11 protein-coding genes are annotated in these 13,076 nt (G+C 61.2%); all 11 read right to left on the reverse strand.

Annotation, left to right across the window (positions count from 1 at the left end; all coding sequences use genetic code 11):
* Positions 1 to 6 precede the first annotated feature (6 nt).
* The 11 genes from fliS to flgG all read right to left on the reverse strand — a co-directional run bounded on the left by fliS (position 7) and on the right by flgG (position 13,053).
* Entirely contained in the window at positions 7 to 408 is a 402-nt protein-coding gene (gene fliS / locus OZ911_RS20910) for a flagellar export chaperone FliS (protein ID WP_016488451.1), read from the reverse strand.
* Positions 409 to 535: 127 nt separating this feature from the next.
* Positions 536 to 1,924, reverse strand: coding sequence for a flagellar filament capping protein FliD (fliD, locus tag OZ911_RS20915; RefSeq protein ID WP_023047017.1), 1,389 nt, complete (start codon positions 1,922 to 1,924; stop codon positions 536 to 538).
* An 83-nt stretch (positions 1,925 to 2,007) separates the two neighbouring features.
* Positions 2,008 to 2,364 (reverse strand): flagellar protein FlaG, encoded by a 357-nt coding sequence (locus OZ911_RS20920; RefSeq protein WP_016498529.1) that lies wholly within the window; start codon positions 2,362 to 2,364, stop codon positions 2,008 to 2,010.
* Between the two features lie 76 nt (positions 2,365 to 2,440).
* Entirely contained in the window at positions 2,441 to 3,883 is a 1,443-nt protein-coding gene (locus tag OZ911_RS20925; RefSeq protein WP_016488454.1) for a flagellin N-terminal helical domain-containing protein, read from the reverse strand.
* Between the two features lie 399 nt (positions 3,884 to 4,282).
* Positions 4,283 to 5,212: a ketoacyl-ACP synthase III gene (locus OZ911_RS20930; RefSeq protein WP_023047018.1), complete on the reverse strand. Its 930-nt coding sequence runs from the start codon at positions 5,210 to 5,212 to the stop codon at positions 4,283 to 4,285.
* 404 nt (positions 5,213 to 5,616) lie between these two features.
* Entirely contained in the window at positions 5,617 to 7,179 is a 1,563-nt protein-coding gene (locus tag OZ911_RS20935; RefSeq protein WP_016488456.1) for a flagellar hook-associated protein 3, read from the reverse strand.
* A gap of 13 nt (positions 7,180 to 7,192) precedes the next feature.
* Positions 7,193 to 9,235, reverse strand: a complete 2,043-nt coding sequence (gene flgK / locus OZ911_RS20940) for a flagellar hook-associated protein FlgK (RefSeq protein ID WP_016488457.1) — start codon at positions 9,233 to 9,235, stop codon at positions 7,193 to 7,195.
* 12 nt (positions 9,236 to 9,247) lie between these two features.
* Positions 9,248 to 10,402 (reverse strand): flagellar assembly peptidoglycan hydrolase FlgJ, encoded by a 1,155-nt coding sequence (gene flgJ / locus OZ911_RS20945; RefSeq protein ID WP_023047019.1) that lies wholly within the window; start codon positions 10,400 to 10,402, stop codon positions 9,248 to 9,250.
* Positions 10,403 to 10,413: 11 nt separating this feature from the next.
* Positions 10,414 to 11,523 (reverse strand): flagellar basal body P-ring protein FlgI, encoded by a 1,110-nt coding sequence (locus OZ911_RS20950; protein ID WP_024717755.1) that lies wholly within the window; start codon positions 11,521 to 11,523, stop codon positions 10,414 to 10,416.
* A gap of 12 nt (positions 11,524 to 11,535) precedes the next feature.
* On the reverse strand, positions 11,536 to 12,231 hold the full coding sequence (gene flgH / locus OZ911_RS20955) for a flagellar basal body L-ring protein FlgH (protein ID WP_016488460.1): 696 nt from the start codon (positions 12,229 to 12,231) through the stop codon (positions 11,536 to 11,538).
* Positions 12,232 to 12,267: 36 nt separating this feature from the next.
* The gene (flgG, locus tag OZ911_RS20960; protein WP_012273525.1) at positions 12,268 to 13,053 is read right to left on the reverse strand and encodes a flagellar basal-body rod protein FlgG; all 786 of its coding nucleotides are present in this window, start codon (positions 13,051 to 13,053) and stop codon (positions 12,268 to 12,270) included.
* Positions 13,054 to 13,076 lie beyond the last annotated feature (23 nt).

Raw genomic sequence — 13,076 nt, forward strand, 5'->3', positions numbered from 1 at the left:
TTGCCGTCAGCTGGCAGGCTGGGCGTCGGCAATGCCGTCCCAACCGCTTTTAACGGTAATCAGCAACTGGGCAACTTCGTCGATAATGCCGGCATCGTTATCGACATTGGCCTGCATCAGGCGGTTGGTCATGTAGACATAAAGGGCGTCCAGTTTTTCGACGTATTCCGGGTTTTCGCTCTTTTCAGGCTGCAAGCCATCGCGCAGGCCGATGATGATGTCGATCGCCTTGCCGAGCATCAGGCCCTTTTCCGCGATGTCGCCACGCGCCAAGGCACCCTTGGCCTGGGCCATGCGATCAAGGCCGCCTTCCATCAGCATCTGCACCAGGCGGTGCGGCGTGGCTTCGGAAATCTGGGCATGGGAATTGACCTTCTGGTACTGACGAAGGGCTCTCATGGGATTCATCTTGCGACCTCGTGACGGGCAGGCTTAAGGGAGAGATATTCCTTGTATCGGGCAGACGGTGAAAAACTTTACCGGCCGATGACATGAAGCCGGGCATCATGCCCGCACTTCATGCAATGTTCACGGTTTAATCGTCACTGCTCGACTTGTTCAGCGCGTTGAGCGTACTCAGCACGGAACTCTGCTGCTGGCGCAGCTGGGTGACCAGGGTATCCATGTTGTTGTACTTGTCCTGCAGGCTCTTCTGCAGGGCTTCCATGCGGGTGTCCAGGGTATCTTGCTCGCTCTTGAGCTTGGTCAGGCTTTCGCTCAGCACCTTGGAGCGCTCGGCCAAAGTACCGGTACTGGCCTTGGCAAACGGTTCGGTCACCTTTTGCAGGCGTGCCAACAGTCCATCCTTGCCATTGAAGATACTGGTCAGGTCCGCCGCATTGGTGGAGGCGACCTTGTCCCATTTCTTGTCATCCAGGCTCAGCGTACCGCCATCCTGGGCAGAAGTGACGCCAAAGGCAGCGAGCGATTTCAAGGTACCGTTGCCCGACACCGCATTGAGCTCTTCACGAATGGAGGACATCAACGTGCGCATCGTGGCATCACCGGTCAGCGCCGCCGACGTCATTGTGCCATCAGCGTTTTTGGTGACCTTGGTTTCGGCATTCATGACTTTGAGCAGGGCGTTGTAGGTATCGATGAAACCCTTGAGGCCCGACTTCAAAGTAGTGGAGCTGGTAGTCAGCGAGAGAACAGTGGCTGTAACCTCGCCACTGGTAGCGTTTTTCGGTGAAGTACCCAGCAACTTGATGTTCAGACCACTCACGGCATCGGTGATGTCGTTGGTCTTGGACTTCATGGCAATACCGTCAAGCGTGTACTCGGCGTCCGCCGGCTCGTCGACCACGGTATAGCCAGTATCAATGCCCGAATTGCCCGAAAGGGTGATGTCAGAGCCGTCACCCATCTTGGTCGAGGTGATGATCAGACGCGAACCCGTGGCGTCGGTCAGTACGTTGGCGCTCAGGCCTGCCGTACTGAACTGACTGTTGATGCTATCGCGCACCTGCTGCAGCGTTGCGCCAGCAGGAACACTCAGATCGTAGGCCTTGCCATTCTGGGTCATGGTCAACGTGGTCGGACTGCCAGTGGCGTTGACTACAGAGCCCGCGCCATTTGCGTAGACCTTCGTTGACACCTTCGACGCAGTCGCCAGCTTGTCGACAATCAACTTGAACGAACCGTTGGCAGCCCCGGTACCCATGGTGACGGTCGCCACCTTCTCATCCGAAGACTTCAGGCTAAGGCCACCGAAACTGTTGGTGTCGGTCATGTTGGTCAAGGCGCCACGGAAGGCATCCAGCGCCGACTGAATCTTGCCGATAGAGGACAACGTGGTGGTTGCCTTCAGCGTTTGGGTATTGATCTGCGCCTGTTTGGGCGCCTTCTGCGCGGCCACCAGGGAATCGACGATCGCCTGGGTATCAATGCCCGAGCCAATACCGCTGACTGTTGTACCTGCCATCATTGCTCTCCTTGTTCAGTAGCTGCCGGATCCTTGGCGGATAAATCCATCAATGGGCCAGCAGCAACAAAAATCATGCCAGCCTATGCCTGATCATCGAACAGCAGGCTGCTGGCTTCACTGAGGCTCTGCGCCAATTTCAGCGCAGTTTCCGACGGAAGCTGCCGGATCACCTCACCGGACTGGGTGGCAATTACCTTGACTACAACCCGACCAGTGGAATCATCAATGGAAAAATCCAGCTGACGCTGGCTTGACTGGACGAAATCACGGATCTCGCCAACCGCTTTTTCCAGGTCTTCGCGCGAGTGCGGCTGGTTATCGGGGGCCGCAGCGTCCTGCACCTTGGCAGGCACTGCCGGGTCCCGATCCCGATCAGCGACTGGCGCCTGGGGTAACACCGACGGATACACCTGGCTCAGCTTGACACTCATGTCCATGTTTCGAACTCCTCATGTCAAAAAGGGTGAAAGGGCACGTAAACGCGCCCTTTCACCCTTTACTCAGGCGCCTGAATTACTGGAGCAGTTTCAGGACCGAAGATGGCAGCTGGTTAGCCTGCGACAGGATCGCAGTCGAAGCCTGCTGCAGAGTCTGCTGCTTGGTCAGCTCGGCAGTTTCCGAAGCGAAGTCCACGTCCTGCACGGTGGAGCGGGCAGCGGTGGAGTTCTTCTGGATGTTCTGCAGGTTGTCGACGGTGGTTTGCAGACGGTTCTGGGTAGCACCCAGGCCCGAACGGACGCTGTCGATCGAACCGATGGCCTTGTCGATAACGGCCAGGGCGTTCTGGGCGTTGACGGCGTCGGTCACATCGGTGTCGGCGATGGTGGTCTTGGCCGAAGACTTGGAAGCTGAACCGAACAGGTCGGTAGCACCAGTACCGACTGTACCATCGGCTACCGAGTAACCTTTGGCAGAGTCCAGGGAAATCTGGCCAGTTACAACCGATGTGTCATCAGCAGTAGCGGAAAGCGTGGTCAGAGAGTTCGGGAAATCACCATTACCATCCCGCGCACCGACAGAAATGGCATCAGCGCCAGCCTTGGAGGTGAATTTCAGGTTCTCACCAGTGTCCGACTTCACCGACAAGCTCTTGGTCGATTCATCGTAGTTGACGCTGATACCCAGCTTGGCGGCGTTGGACTTCAATTGATCAGCCAGGCTCGCAGTGTCAGTAACACCAATGAAGCTTACGGTGCTGCCACCAACGGTCAGCTCGAAGTTGGCAGGGGTGGCTGCGGCACCACTTGCAACGGTCATTTTCACTTCGGTGCTGGCAGAGGCAGTCAGGCCACCGATTGCGCCATTGAGTTTGGCAGCAATATCTTTGGCCGAAGCGCCTTCATCATAGCTGACAGTCTTGGATTGGCCGTTGCCGGTTACAACCAGATCTGCTGCTGCCACGCCGCTAGCGCTCGGCGCGATAGTGCCCGACTTGATCTGCTGCGAGCCGATGCTCTTGGCCGAAACGTTGTCCAGCGCCAGGTTGATGGTTTCGTTGGCGTTGGCGCCGACCTGGATGGCCTTGGTGCCGTAGGAGCCGTCCAGCAGCTTCTGGCCACCGAAGGTGGTGGTTTCCGAGATACGGTTCAGCTCAGCGGTCAGAGCCTGGTATTCGTCGTTGTTCGACTTACGGTCGTCGGCGCTCAGGGAGCCAGTAGCCGAGGACAGGGCCAGGGTACGCATTTTCTGCAGGATGTCGGTCGAAGCCTGCATTGCACCTTCAGCGGTCTGGGCGATCGAGATACCGTCGTTGGCGTTCTTGACAGCCTGGCCCAGGCCATTGATCTGGCTGGTCAGACGGTTGGCGATCTGCAGGCCTGCAGCGTCGTCTTTAGCGCTGTTGATACGCAGACCCGAGGACAGACGCTGCATCGAAGTAGTCTGAGCGTTGCTAGCCTTGGTCAGGTTGCCCTGAGTGGTGATCGACGCAATGTTGGTGTTTACAGTTAAAGCCATGACGAAATCCTCGTTGGATGGGTACTGCGGCTTCCGGCCTTGGCAACCGCCGGACTGGCCTAGAGAACCTTCGTAATAGTTATCGTCGGGTGCGCGGGATGCTTGAGGGGTTTTTCGAAAAAAAAATGCTGGCATGGGGCCAGCCCCGAGAAATCAAGGGGTTAAGGGCATTTTATTGGCGTCAAATTCCACTCCCAAGCACACTGAGCATCACCTACCAGCCTCCACCTGTGGGAGCGGGCGCGCCCGCGAACACCGGCAAAGCCGGTGCCATACACCGAGTCGCCTGCTTCGCGGGCATGCCCGCTCCCACAGAAGCTGCGCCATGCCACAGCATTTTGCAGGCAAAAAAAAGCGCCAGGCGGTGGCCGCCGGGCGCTTCGGGGGACTGCTGAGGGATCAGTCGCGGTACAGGATGGCCGAGCCCCACGACAGGCCCACGCCAAAGCCGCTGATCGCCACACGCTTCCAGCTGCCGTCGAGCATGTGCTTCTGCAGCAGCAGCGGCACACTGGAGGACACGGTATTGCCGGTTTCCAGCATGTCCTTGACGAACTTCTCCGGGTGTTGCTCTTCGAAGCGCCGGGCCACGGCATCGACAATCGCCGCACTGCCCTGGTGGATGCAGAACGCATCGATATCCGACGACTTCAGGCCGCTGGCATCCAGCAGCTCGTGCAGGTGCGCCGGCACCTTGACCAGGGCGAAGTTGAACACCTGGCGGCCGTTCATGAAGAATTTGCCGTCGGTCACTTTCAAGTGCTCGGCACCGGAGCCGTCAGTGCCGAAGCGCGCCTGACCCAGGTTCCATACGGCGCCTTCACCCATCCAGGTGGCTGTGGCGGCATCGCCGAACAACATGGTGGTGTTGCGGTCTTCCGGGTCGACGATCTTCGAATACGGGTCGGCGGTGATCAGCAGGCCGTTTTTCAGCCCTGCAGCTTCCATGAAACCTTTGATCGCATACAAGCCATACACGTAACCGGAGCAGCCCAGCGACACGTCGAACGCCGCCACGCGGGTAGAGAGACCGAGCTTGCTCTGGACGATGGCTGCGGTGTGCGGCAGGCCTTCTTCGTCACCGTTCTGGGTGACCACGATCAGCGCATCGATCGACTGCGGATCCAGGTCAGGGTTGCTGGCGAACAGGGCCTGGGCGGCTTCTACGCACAGGTCGGAGGTTTCTTGCTCTTCGGCCTTGCGCGGCAGGAACGACGCGCCGATCTTGCCGAACATGAACTCTTCGTCCTTGCCAAACTTCGCACCCTGGACGTAGTTGTCCAGGCCAGCGGTAGGCACGTAACTCGCGATGCTTTTGATGCCAATCATTCTGGCTTCCCAATGAAAACAGCCAAAGACCACCACTCGATGAATTGAGGGCGCCAAATACCGGGGCGTCACCGCCAGGGGTTGAAGGCAGAGCTCACCTGCGCACCGGTAACAAAATGCTGCAACAGCTGCTGCATAGAATACAGGGAAGATGATCGTTTTGACTCATTGGTCACATTGAAATGCTACGAAAGCCGTGGCGAGGGCGTGGAGACTGGGGAATTCGGGGAATGACCAGGCGGACACAAATCCCTGCAGGAGCGGCCTTGTGCCGCGAAAGGGCCGCAAAGCGGCCCCGGCGATCTCAGCGTTAATGCAGAATGCCAAGGCTGCTTTCGCAGCCCTTTCGCGGCACAAGGCCGCTCCCACAGGGCATTCCCAGCCTGATGGAGCAGCAAGACAGATCAGAGCTTGTTGAACAGGCTCAGTTGCGAAATGCGCGAGAAGGCCAGTTGTGACGCCTCCAGCATGGCCTGCTGCAAGGTCAGGGTAATGGCCGCCTGCGACATGTCGGTGTTGCCGATGGCATTCTGGGTGGTCTTGTTGGCCAGGCCCAGGCTGGTGTTCTCCTGGCGCTGGATCTCCAGCGAGTTGCCACGGGCGCCGATCGAACCACGGGTGATATCGACCTGCTCACGGGCACTGGCCAGGTTGGCGATCGCCGAGGCCGCTGCATCCTTCAGCGCATTGGCCTGGCCTACTCCCGTTACCGGCGTATCCAGCGCAGCACGCAGCTGGCTGAGGGTTTCCAGAACATTCTGGTTCTGGTGCGTATTGGCGGTGACCGCAAACTGGTCACCCGCCTCCGGCGAACCGGTCACCTGGTAGGTCACACCTGCCACCGTCAAGGCTGGCGCGGTGTAGGTACCCGTGGCCACGGCCTTGCTGTCAGCCGTCAGCGGCTGGGCGTAGAGCTCGTAGGCGCCGGGCCCGGTGAACTTGATCACAGCCCCGTTACTGGGGAAGGTGCTGCGATACGCCGCTTGGTCGGTCACGGTGCTGCCGGTGATCTGGGCGCTGGAGGTATTGCTGGCGTTGCGGGTAGCGTTGAACGAGTCCGGGCGCGCCGCCAGGGAAAACTCGCGCCCTGCCACCGCGGCGTCGGCATCGGCGCCCTCCTCCACGGTAACGGTGATTTCAAACTCGACGCCACGCAGGGCAATGCTGTTGGCGCCCTCGGTCTTGCTGTCGAAGGTACCGTTGGTGGCGGTTTCAGACGTGATGTCCCTGCCACTTGCATCGGTGATGGTGTACTGGGTCGCGCTGGTGAAGGTCAGCTTGTACGGCTGGCCGGCAGTAAAGCTGTTGTTGTAGGTGGTACTTGAGGTCATCAGGCCAGACGATACCCCGACAACGCCATCGTCAGTTGCCGGCACCACCAGGGTCGACTGCGTGCGGCTCTTGTTGCTGGCGGAATCAAAGATGGTGAAGCCGGTGTCGTTGGTGGCCAGATTCAGGGTGTCGGAGACCTGCAGACTCAGCTGGGTCTGGTCACCGTGATAGCTGTAGGTGCCATCGGAGTTGCGCACATAGGGTGGCGTGGTGCTCTTGGAGCCGCCGAACATGTAGTCGCCGTTGGCATCGCGCGAGTTGAGCAGGCCAAAGATGTTGGCCTCGATCTCTTTCAGCTCGGTACTGATGGCCACACGGTCAGAGTCGGTAACCCCAGGGCCGCCAGCACGGATCGCCAGCTCGCTGGCGCGCTGCATGGTGTCGTTGATGGTGGAGAGCACGCTCTCCTCCTGCAGCAGGGCGTTGCTCACCGTGTTGATGTTGCCGCTGTACTGGTCCAGCAGCGACTGCTGCTGTTGCAGCAGCAGCAGTCGCGCCGCGCCGACCGGGTCATCGGCGGCCGTCTGGATACGGATACCCGACGTGACCTGATCGTTGGTCTTGTTCATGGTGGAGAAGTTCTTGGAGTAGCTACTGGCGCTGGCCTCATAGAACTGAGCAGTGGAAATACGCACGAGAGTCTACTCCTTACAAGGCATTGATCAGGGTGCTGAAGGTTTCTTGCGCCGCCTTGATGATTTGCGACGACGCCGTGTAGTAGTGCTGGAATTTCACCAGGCTGGCCGCCTCGTCATCGAGGTTGACGCCAGACACCGCGCTGCGGCTTTCGCTGGCGCTCTTGAGCACCGCCTCGGTCGCCGTGGTGTCGATGGTCGCCTGGTTGGCCTTGGCACCCACGCGCTCCACCAGCGAGGCATAGGCCGACGTGAAGCTAGTGCCACCGCCGGACCCGGTGTTCACCGTCGACTTGGTCTGCAGGCCCAGCAGCGCCGTTGCGTTGCGGTTGTCGGCCTTGCCGTCGGCATTGAACGACAGGGTAAAGCTGTCGTTGGCCGCCGGGCTGCCGCCGATGGTGGTCTCGACACTGAACGTGCGCGGGTTGCCGCTGCCATCGAGAATCGGCTGCCCAGCCGCATCGAGCATTGGCACGGCCACCGACAGTTTGTTGTCCGTACCCGGCACCACGCTGCCGGTGCCGATCTGGGTGCCCTTGGCATCGAACAGCTTGTAGCCTTGTGAGCCACCACTGGCAGCGTCGAACACCACGCGCACCGGCATCGAGTCGCGAATAGACTGCTGGATCAGTGCGGTGTCGGCACCGCCATAGATATCCAGCGACTGGCTCAAGGTAGGCTGGGTAATGGTGCCGGTGCCGCTGTTGCCGCTACCCGAGGCGGCGCTGATCGGCCCGGCAAAGGCCAGCTTGTTGGCATCGGTCAGGGTTGTGGTGATGCTGCCTGCTGCGGCACGAGTGGGGATGACCTTGAAGCTGTCGCCTGCCGCCAGGCCACCGCCTTTCAGCGACAGGCTGAAGCCGTCGATGACCGGCGCCGGGTCGGCGCTGAGGTCAAAGCTACCCATGTCGGTGCCGTCGGAGCGGCGTACGCTGTACTGGTTGGCGCTGGTGAACTTCACCTCGTAGTCGTAGGTGGTCAGCGCGCCGCTGTTGGCAATGGTCACGTCCAGGTTGCCGGAGCCGGTGCTGTTGCTCGACGAGGCCAGGCTGCGCTGGGCAACGGCAGTGGCGCTGTTGATGCTGGAGAACAGCGAGCTGCCGAACTGGCCATTGGCATCCAGGCCCTGCCCCAGCTGGCTGTTGATGCTGTCCGAAACCACCAGGGCTACACGGCCCAATTCGTTCATGGACGGTGTCAGCACGTCCTGGCGGTAGCGCACCAGGCCGCCGATCGCGCCACCGGTCACGACCGAGGTCACGTCGGAGCTGAACGACTCGTAGTTGATACGCAGGCTGGCCTGGCTCTTGTCGGCAGTACCCGGTTGCACCGACAAGGTGTTGGCCTTGTTGCCGGTGACCAACGACTGGCCGCTGCCCAGGTACACGTCGTAGTTGCCGTCACGCTCCTGCACGGTCACGCCAACCAGCTCGTTGAGCTGGCGTACCGCTTCGCTGCGCGCATCCAGCAGGCTGTTCGGCGTGTTGCCAGTGCCCGAGGCCGCCGCGATCTGCTTGTTGTACTCGGCAATGCTGGCCGTGAGCTTGTTGACCTGGCCAGCCATGGTGTCGAGCTGGGAGTTGATCGTTTCGTTTTGCTGGGTCAGCTGGGTACTCACCGCGTTGAAACGGTTGCTCAGGGTTTGTGCCTGGGTCAGCAACAGCTGCCGGGAGGCAACGTCACCGGGCTTGGCCGCTGCCGTCTGCAGGGCCGAAAAGAACGCCGTGAGGACCGAGCTGATGCCGGTATCGCGATCGGCCAGCAGCTTGTCGATGCTGGTGATCTGGTCCTGGAAGGCAACCGAGTCCGCCTGCAGCGAAGTCGCGGTCTGCAGTTGGTTGTCCAGGTAGGAGCTGTAGATGCGACGCACGTCCGACAGCGTGGTACCGGTACCCAGGAACCCCGCGCCGATGTTGTGCGAAGGCCCCGCCGCCTGAATCGTCTGCTGGCGCGAATAGCCACTGGTCGCGGCGTTGGCGATGTTGTTACTGGTTACCGACAAGGCCGCCTGGCTGGCACTCAGGCCACTCAGGCCGATGGAAATCAGGCTCGACATGATTTAGTCCTTTTATAGATTCGTGGTTCTGCCAGCCATGGCGTATTGCGGGGTTGTCTGCATTTGCTGGGCGATGCTGATGATCTTCTTCGCATAGCCCGGGTCGGTCGCATAACCTGCCTTTTGCAGCTCTCTTGCAAACTGCTCAGGGTTATCGGCCGAGGCCAACGCATCTTGATAGCGAGAATTGCCCTGCAGCAGGTTTACCAGGTCGTGGAAGCTGTCCTGGTACGAGTCATAGCTGCGGAAGGCTGCGGTTTCCTTGACGAACTGGCCATCACGGAACTCGCTGGTGATCGCCCGTGCCTGCTCACCCTGCCAGTTGCCGGTGGCCTTGATGCCGAACAGGTTGTGGCTGCTGCTGCCATCGGTATTGCGCATCACCGATTTGCCCCAGCCGGTTTCCAGTGCGGCCTGGGCCACCAGGTAACGCGGGTCGATGCCAATGCGCTTGGCGGCCTGCTCGGCCATCGGCAGCATGGTGGCAACGAATTCGTCACTGTCGGCAAAGGCCTTGTTCGGCGCCAGCGGGGGCTGGGCCACGGCGCGGCCGACAATGCGCAGGCCGTTGTCCGGCACAGCGAAAGCCTTGGCCACCTGCTGGCCGTCACGGGCAGGCACGGCGGCGGGATTGGCACTGGCGGCCGATGGCACGATACCGGCCAGCAGGCGATCGGTGAGTTTGCTCGGCAAGGCCAGGCGCCGCGAGTTGAGCGCAGCGACGTCGTTGCGGGTGCTGACCGAGTCCGTGGCATGCACCGGCTCCGCCACCTTGTTGCCCCACAGCGCCGGACCACTGCCATCGGCACGCGGGAACGGGCTGGTATTGATCGATGCACTGCGGCCCTTGGTCAGCTGGCGCACCAGCACATCCTGCAGGCCGATACCGCCACCTTCGCGGGACATGCTCACGGCCAGCTGCTGGTCGTACATGTCGCGGTACTGCTTGACCGTTTCGGTGTTCATCGGGTTGTCATCGGCCAGCACGTCGCTGGCCTTGCGCGAGGCCTTGAGCATTTCGCTGATGAACAGCGACTCGAACTCCTGGGCCACCTTGCGCACGTTGGCTTCGCTGTCGCGATCACCGTGCTTCAGAGCACTCAGGCGGTTGAGGTCGGTATAGGCACCGCTGTCGGCACTGCCGGAGACCTGGCTTTTGATATTCATCCGCGCCGTCCTCAGATCACGATCAGGTCGGCCTGCAAGGCGCCGGCCTGTTTCAGGGCTTCGAGAATGGCCATCAGGTCGCCGGGCGCCGCGCCCACCTGGTTCACCGCCCGGACGATCTCATCCAGTGTGGTGCCTGGGCCGAACTTGAACATTGGCTTGGCTTCCTGCTCGGCGTTGACCCGCGAGCGGGGCACCACGGCCGTCTGGCCATTGGAGAAGGCCCCCGGCTGGCTGACGATCGGGTCTTCGGTAATGGTCACGGTCAGGCTGCCGTGGGTCACCGCCGCGGGCGACACCTTGACGTTCTGGCCGATGACAATGGTGCCGGTACGCGAGTTGATGATGACCTTGGCCACCGCCTGGCCCGGGTCGATTTCGAGGTTCTCGAGGATCGACAGGTAATCCACGCGCTGGCTGGGGTCCATAGGCGCACTGACCCGCACCGAACCACCGTCCACGGCCTGGGCCACACCCGGACCAAGCAGCTCGTTGACCTTGTCGACGATACGCTTGGCCGTGGTGAAGTCCGGGCGATTCAGGTTCAGGGTCAGGCTGTTGCCCTGATTGAAGCCGCTCGGCACAGCCCGTTCAACGCTGGCACCACCCGGAATACGACCCGCCGACGGAACGTTGACGGTGATCTTCGAGCCGTCACGGCCTTCGGCGTCAAAGCCACCCACCACCAGGTTGCCCTGGGCGATGGCGTAGACGTTGCCGTCGATACCCTTGAGCGGGGTCATCAGCAGGCTGCCGCCACGCAGGCTCTTGGAGTTACCGATCGACGACACGGTAATGTCCACCACCTGGCCGGGCTTGGCGAACGCCGGCAGGTCGGCATGCACCGACACCGCCGCGACGTTCTTCAACTGCACGTTGCCGGAGCCGGCCGGCACCTTGATGCCGAACTGCGACAGCATGTTGTTGAAGGTTTGCAGGGTGAACGGCGTCTGGGTGGTCTGGTCACCCGTGCCGTTCAGGCCCACCACCAGGCCGTAACCGATCAACTGGTTGGAACGCACGCCAGAAATGCTGGCGATGTCCTTCAGGCGCTCTGCCTGGGCACCGAAGGCACAGGACAGGAGCAGGGTTGCGGCAATCAGCTGCCTCACGTTGAACATGGTCATCCGTACTCAGAAAGGCCAAAGCGGGCTGATGAAGAAGCGGTCCAGCCACCCGGGCTGGCTGGCATCGGCGAACGAGCCGGTACCGGAATAAGTGATGCGCGCGTCGGCCACCCGGGTGGACGGCACGGTGTTGTCGGTGGCGATGTCATCGGCGCGGATCATGCCGGCAATGCGCACCAGCTCTTCGCCGGTGTTCAGGGTCAGCCACTTCTCGCCGCGCACGGCGATAATGCCGTTGGGTAGCACTTCGGCCACGGTCACGGTAATCGAACCGGTCAGGGTGTTGCCCTGGGTGGCCTTGCTGTCGCCCTTGGTGGCACGCTCGCCGTTGTAGCCGGCCTCCAGCGACAGATCACCACCGCCGAACGGGTTGTTGGTGTTCGGTGTGCTGCCAAACAGCGAGGTCAGGCCGATATCGGCCTTGCTGTTTTTCTGGATCTGCGAACCTGCGTTCTTGCTGGCCGAGGTTTTCTCGTTCAGGGTGATGGTGATGATGTCACCCACCCGGAACGCCTTGCGGTCGCTGTACAGGTTCTGCTCGAAACCGGCCTGGTAGATGGAACCGTTGTTGGCCGCTGCCGGTAACGGGGTGCGCGGCAGTACCGGCGCGTAGTACGGGTCGTTGGGCTTGGGCGTCGGGCCGACGCAACCTGCCAGCAACACCGCCCCCCCCAGGGCGAACACGGACAACAGACGATTCATGGTGCATACCTCACGGGTGTAACGAAGCGACAGGGCTTAGAGCTGTTGAGTCACGAACGACAGCATCTGGTCGGCGGTGGAAATGACCTTGGAGTTCATCTCGTAAGCGCGCTGGGTCGTGATCATGTTCACCAGCTCTTCCACGGTGCTGACGTTGGAGTTTTCCAGGGTCTGCTGCTGGGTGGTACCGAAGCCGTTCAAGCCCGGTGTGCCGACTTGCGGCGCACCACTGGCGGCAGTTTCCAGGAACAGGTTGTCGCCGATGGCCTGCAGGCCAGCCGGGTTGATGAAGTCGGCGGTCTGGATGTTGCCGATCACCTGCGCAGCCGGGTTGCCGGCGGTGGTGATCGATACGGTGCCGTCCTGGCCGACGGTGAAGGTTTGCGCGTCGTTCGGCACCACAACGGCAGGCTCGAGGGCGTAGCCATTGGCGGTGACGATCTGGCCGTCGGAGTTCAGGTGGAAGGTGCCGTCACGGGTGTACGACACGGTGCCGTCCGGCTGCAGAATCTGGAAGAAGCCACGGCCGTTGACCGCCATGTCCAGCGGGTTCTCGGTGGTTTGCAGGCTGCCAGCGACGAAGCTTTTTTGCGTGCCGACAATGCGCACACCGGTACCGACCTGAAGGCCCGAAGGCAGCTCGCTGTCCTGGGTCGACTGCGCGCCAGGCTGACGCTTGATCTGGTAGAGCAGGTCTGCGAATTCGGCGCGATCACGCTTGAAGCCGGTGGTGGAGACGTTGGCCAGGTTGTTGGAAATGACCGTCAGGTTGGTGTCCTGGGCGGACAGGCCGGTTTTAGCGACCCAAAGAGCCGGAAGCATGTAGTTTCTCCTCGTGCGCCTGT

The organism is Pseudomonas fortuita, assembly GCF_026898135.2.
Lineage (GTDB): Bacteria > Pseudomonadota > Gammaproteobacteria > Pseudomonadales > Pseudomonadaceae > Aquipseudomonas > Aquipseudomonas fortuita.

What these genes read in the sequence shown, in the direction of transcription:
- OZ911_RS20930 (WP_023047018.1), bottom strand. Translation starts at nt 5,212, where the DNA reads ATGATTGGCATCAAAAGCATCGCGAGTTACGTGCCTACCGCTGGCCTG.
- flgG (WP_012273525.1), bottom strand. Translation starts at nt 13,053, where the DNA reads ATGCTTCCGGCTCTTTGGGTCGCTAAAACCGGCCTGTCCGCCCAGGAC.
- OZ911_RS20920 (WP_016498529.1), bottom strand. Translation starts at nt 2,364, where the DNA reads ATGGACATGAGTGTCAAGCTGAGCCAGGTGTATCCGTCGGTGTTACCC.
- flgJ (WP_023047019.1), bottom strand. Translation starts at nt 10,402, where the DNA reads ATGAATATCAAAAGCCAGGTCTCCGGCAGTGCCGACAGCGGTGCCTAT.
- flgK (WP_016488457.1), bottom strand. Translation starts at nt 9,235, where the DNA reads ATGTCGAGCCTGATTTCCATCGGCCTGAGTGGCCTGAGTGCCAGCCAG.
- fliS (WP_016488451.1), bottom strand. Translation starts at nt 408, where the DNA reads ATGAATCCCATGAGAGCCCTTCGTCAGTACCAGAAGGTCAATTCCCAT.
- fliD (WP_023047017.1), bottom strand. Translation starts at nt 1,924, where the DNA reads ATGGCAGGTACAACAGTCAGCGGTATTGGCTCGGGCATTGATACCCAG.
- OZ911_RS20950 (WP_024717755.1), bottom strand. Translation starts at nt 11,523, where the DNA reads ATGTTCAACGTGAGGCAGCTGATTGCCGCAACCCTGCTCCTGTCCTGT.
- flgH (WP_016488460.1), bottom strand. Translation starts at nt 12,231, where the DNA reads ATGAATCGTCTGTTGTCCGTGTTCGCCCTGGGGGGGGCGGTGTTGCTG.
- OZ911_RS20925 (WP_016488454.1), bottom strand. Translation starts at nt 3,883, where the DNA reads ATGGCTTTAACTGTAAACACCAACATTGCGTCGATCACCACTCAGGGC.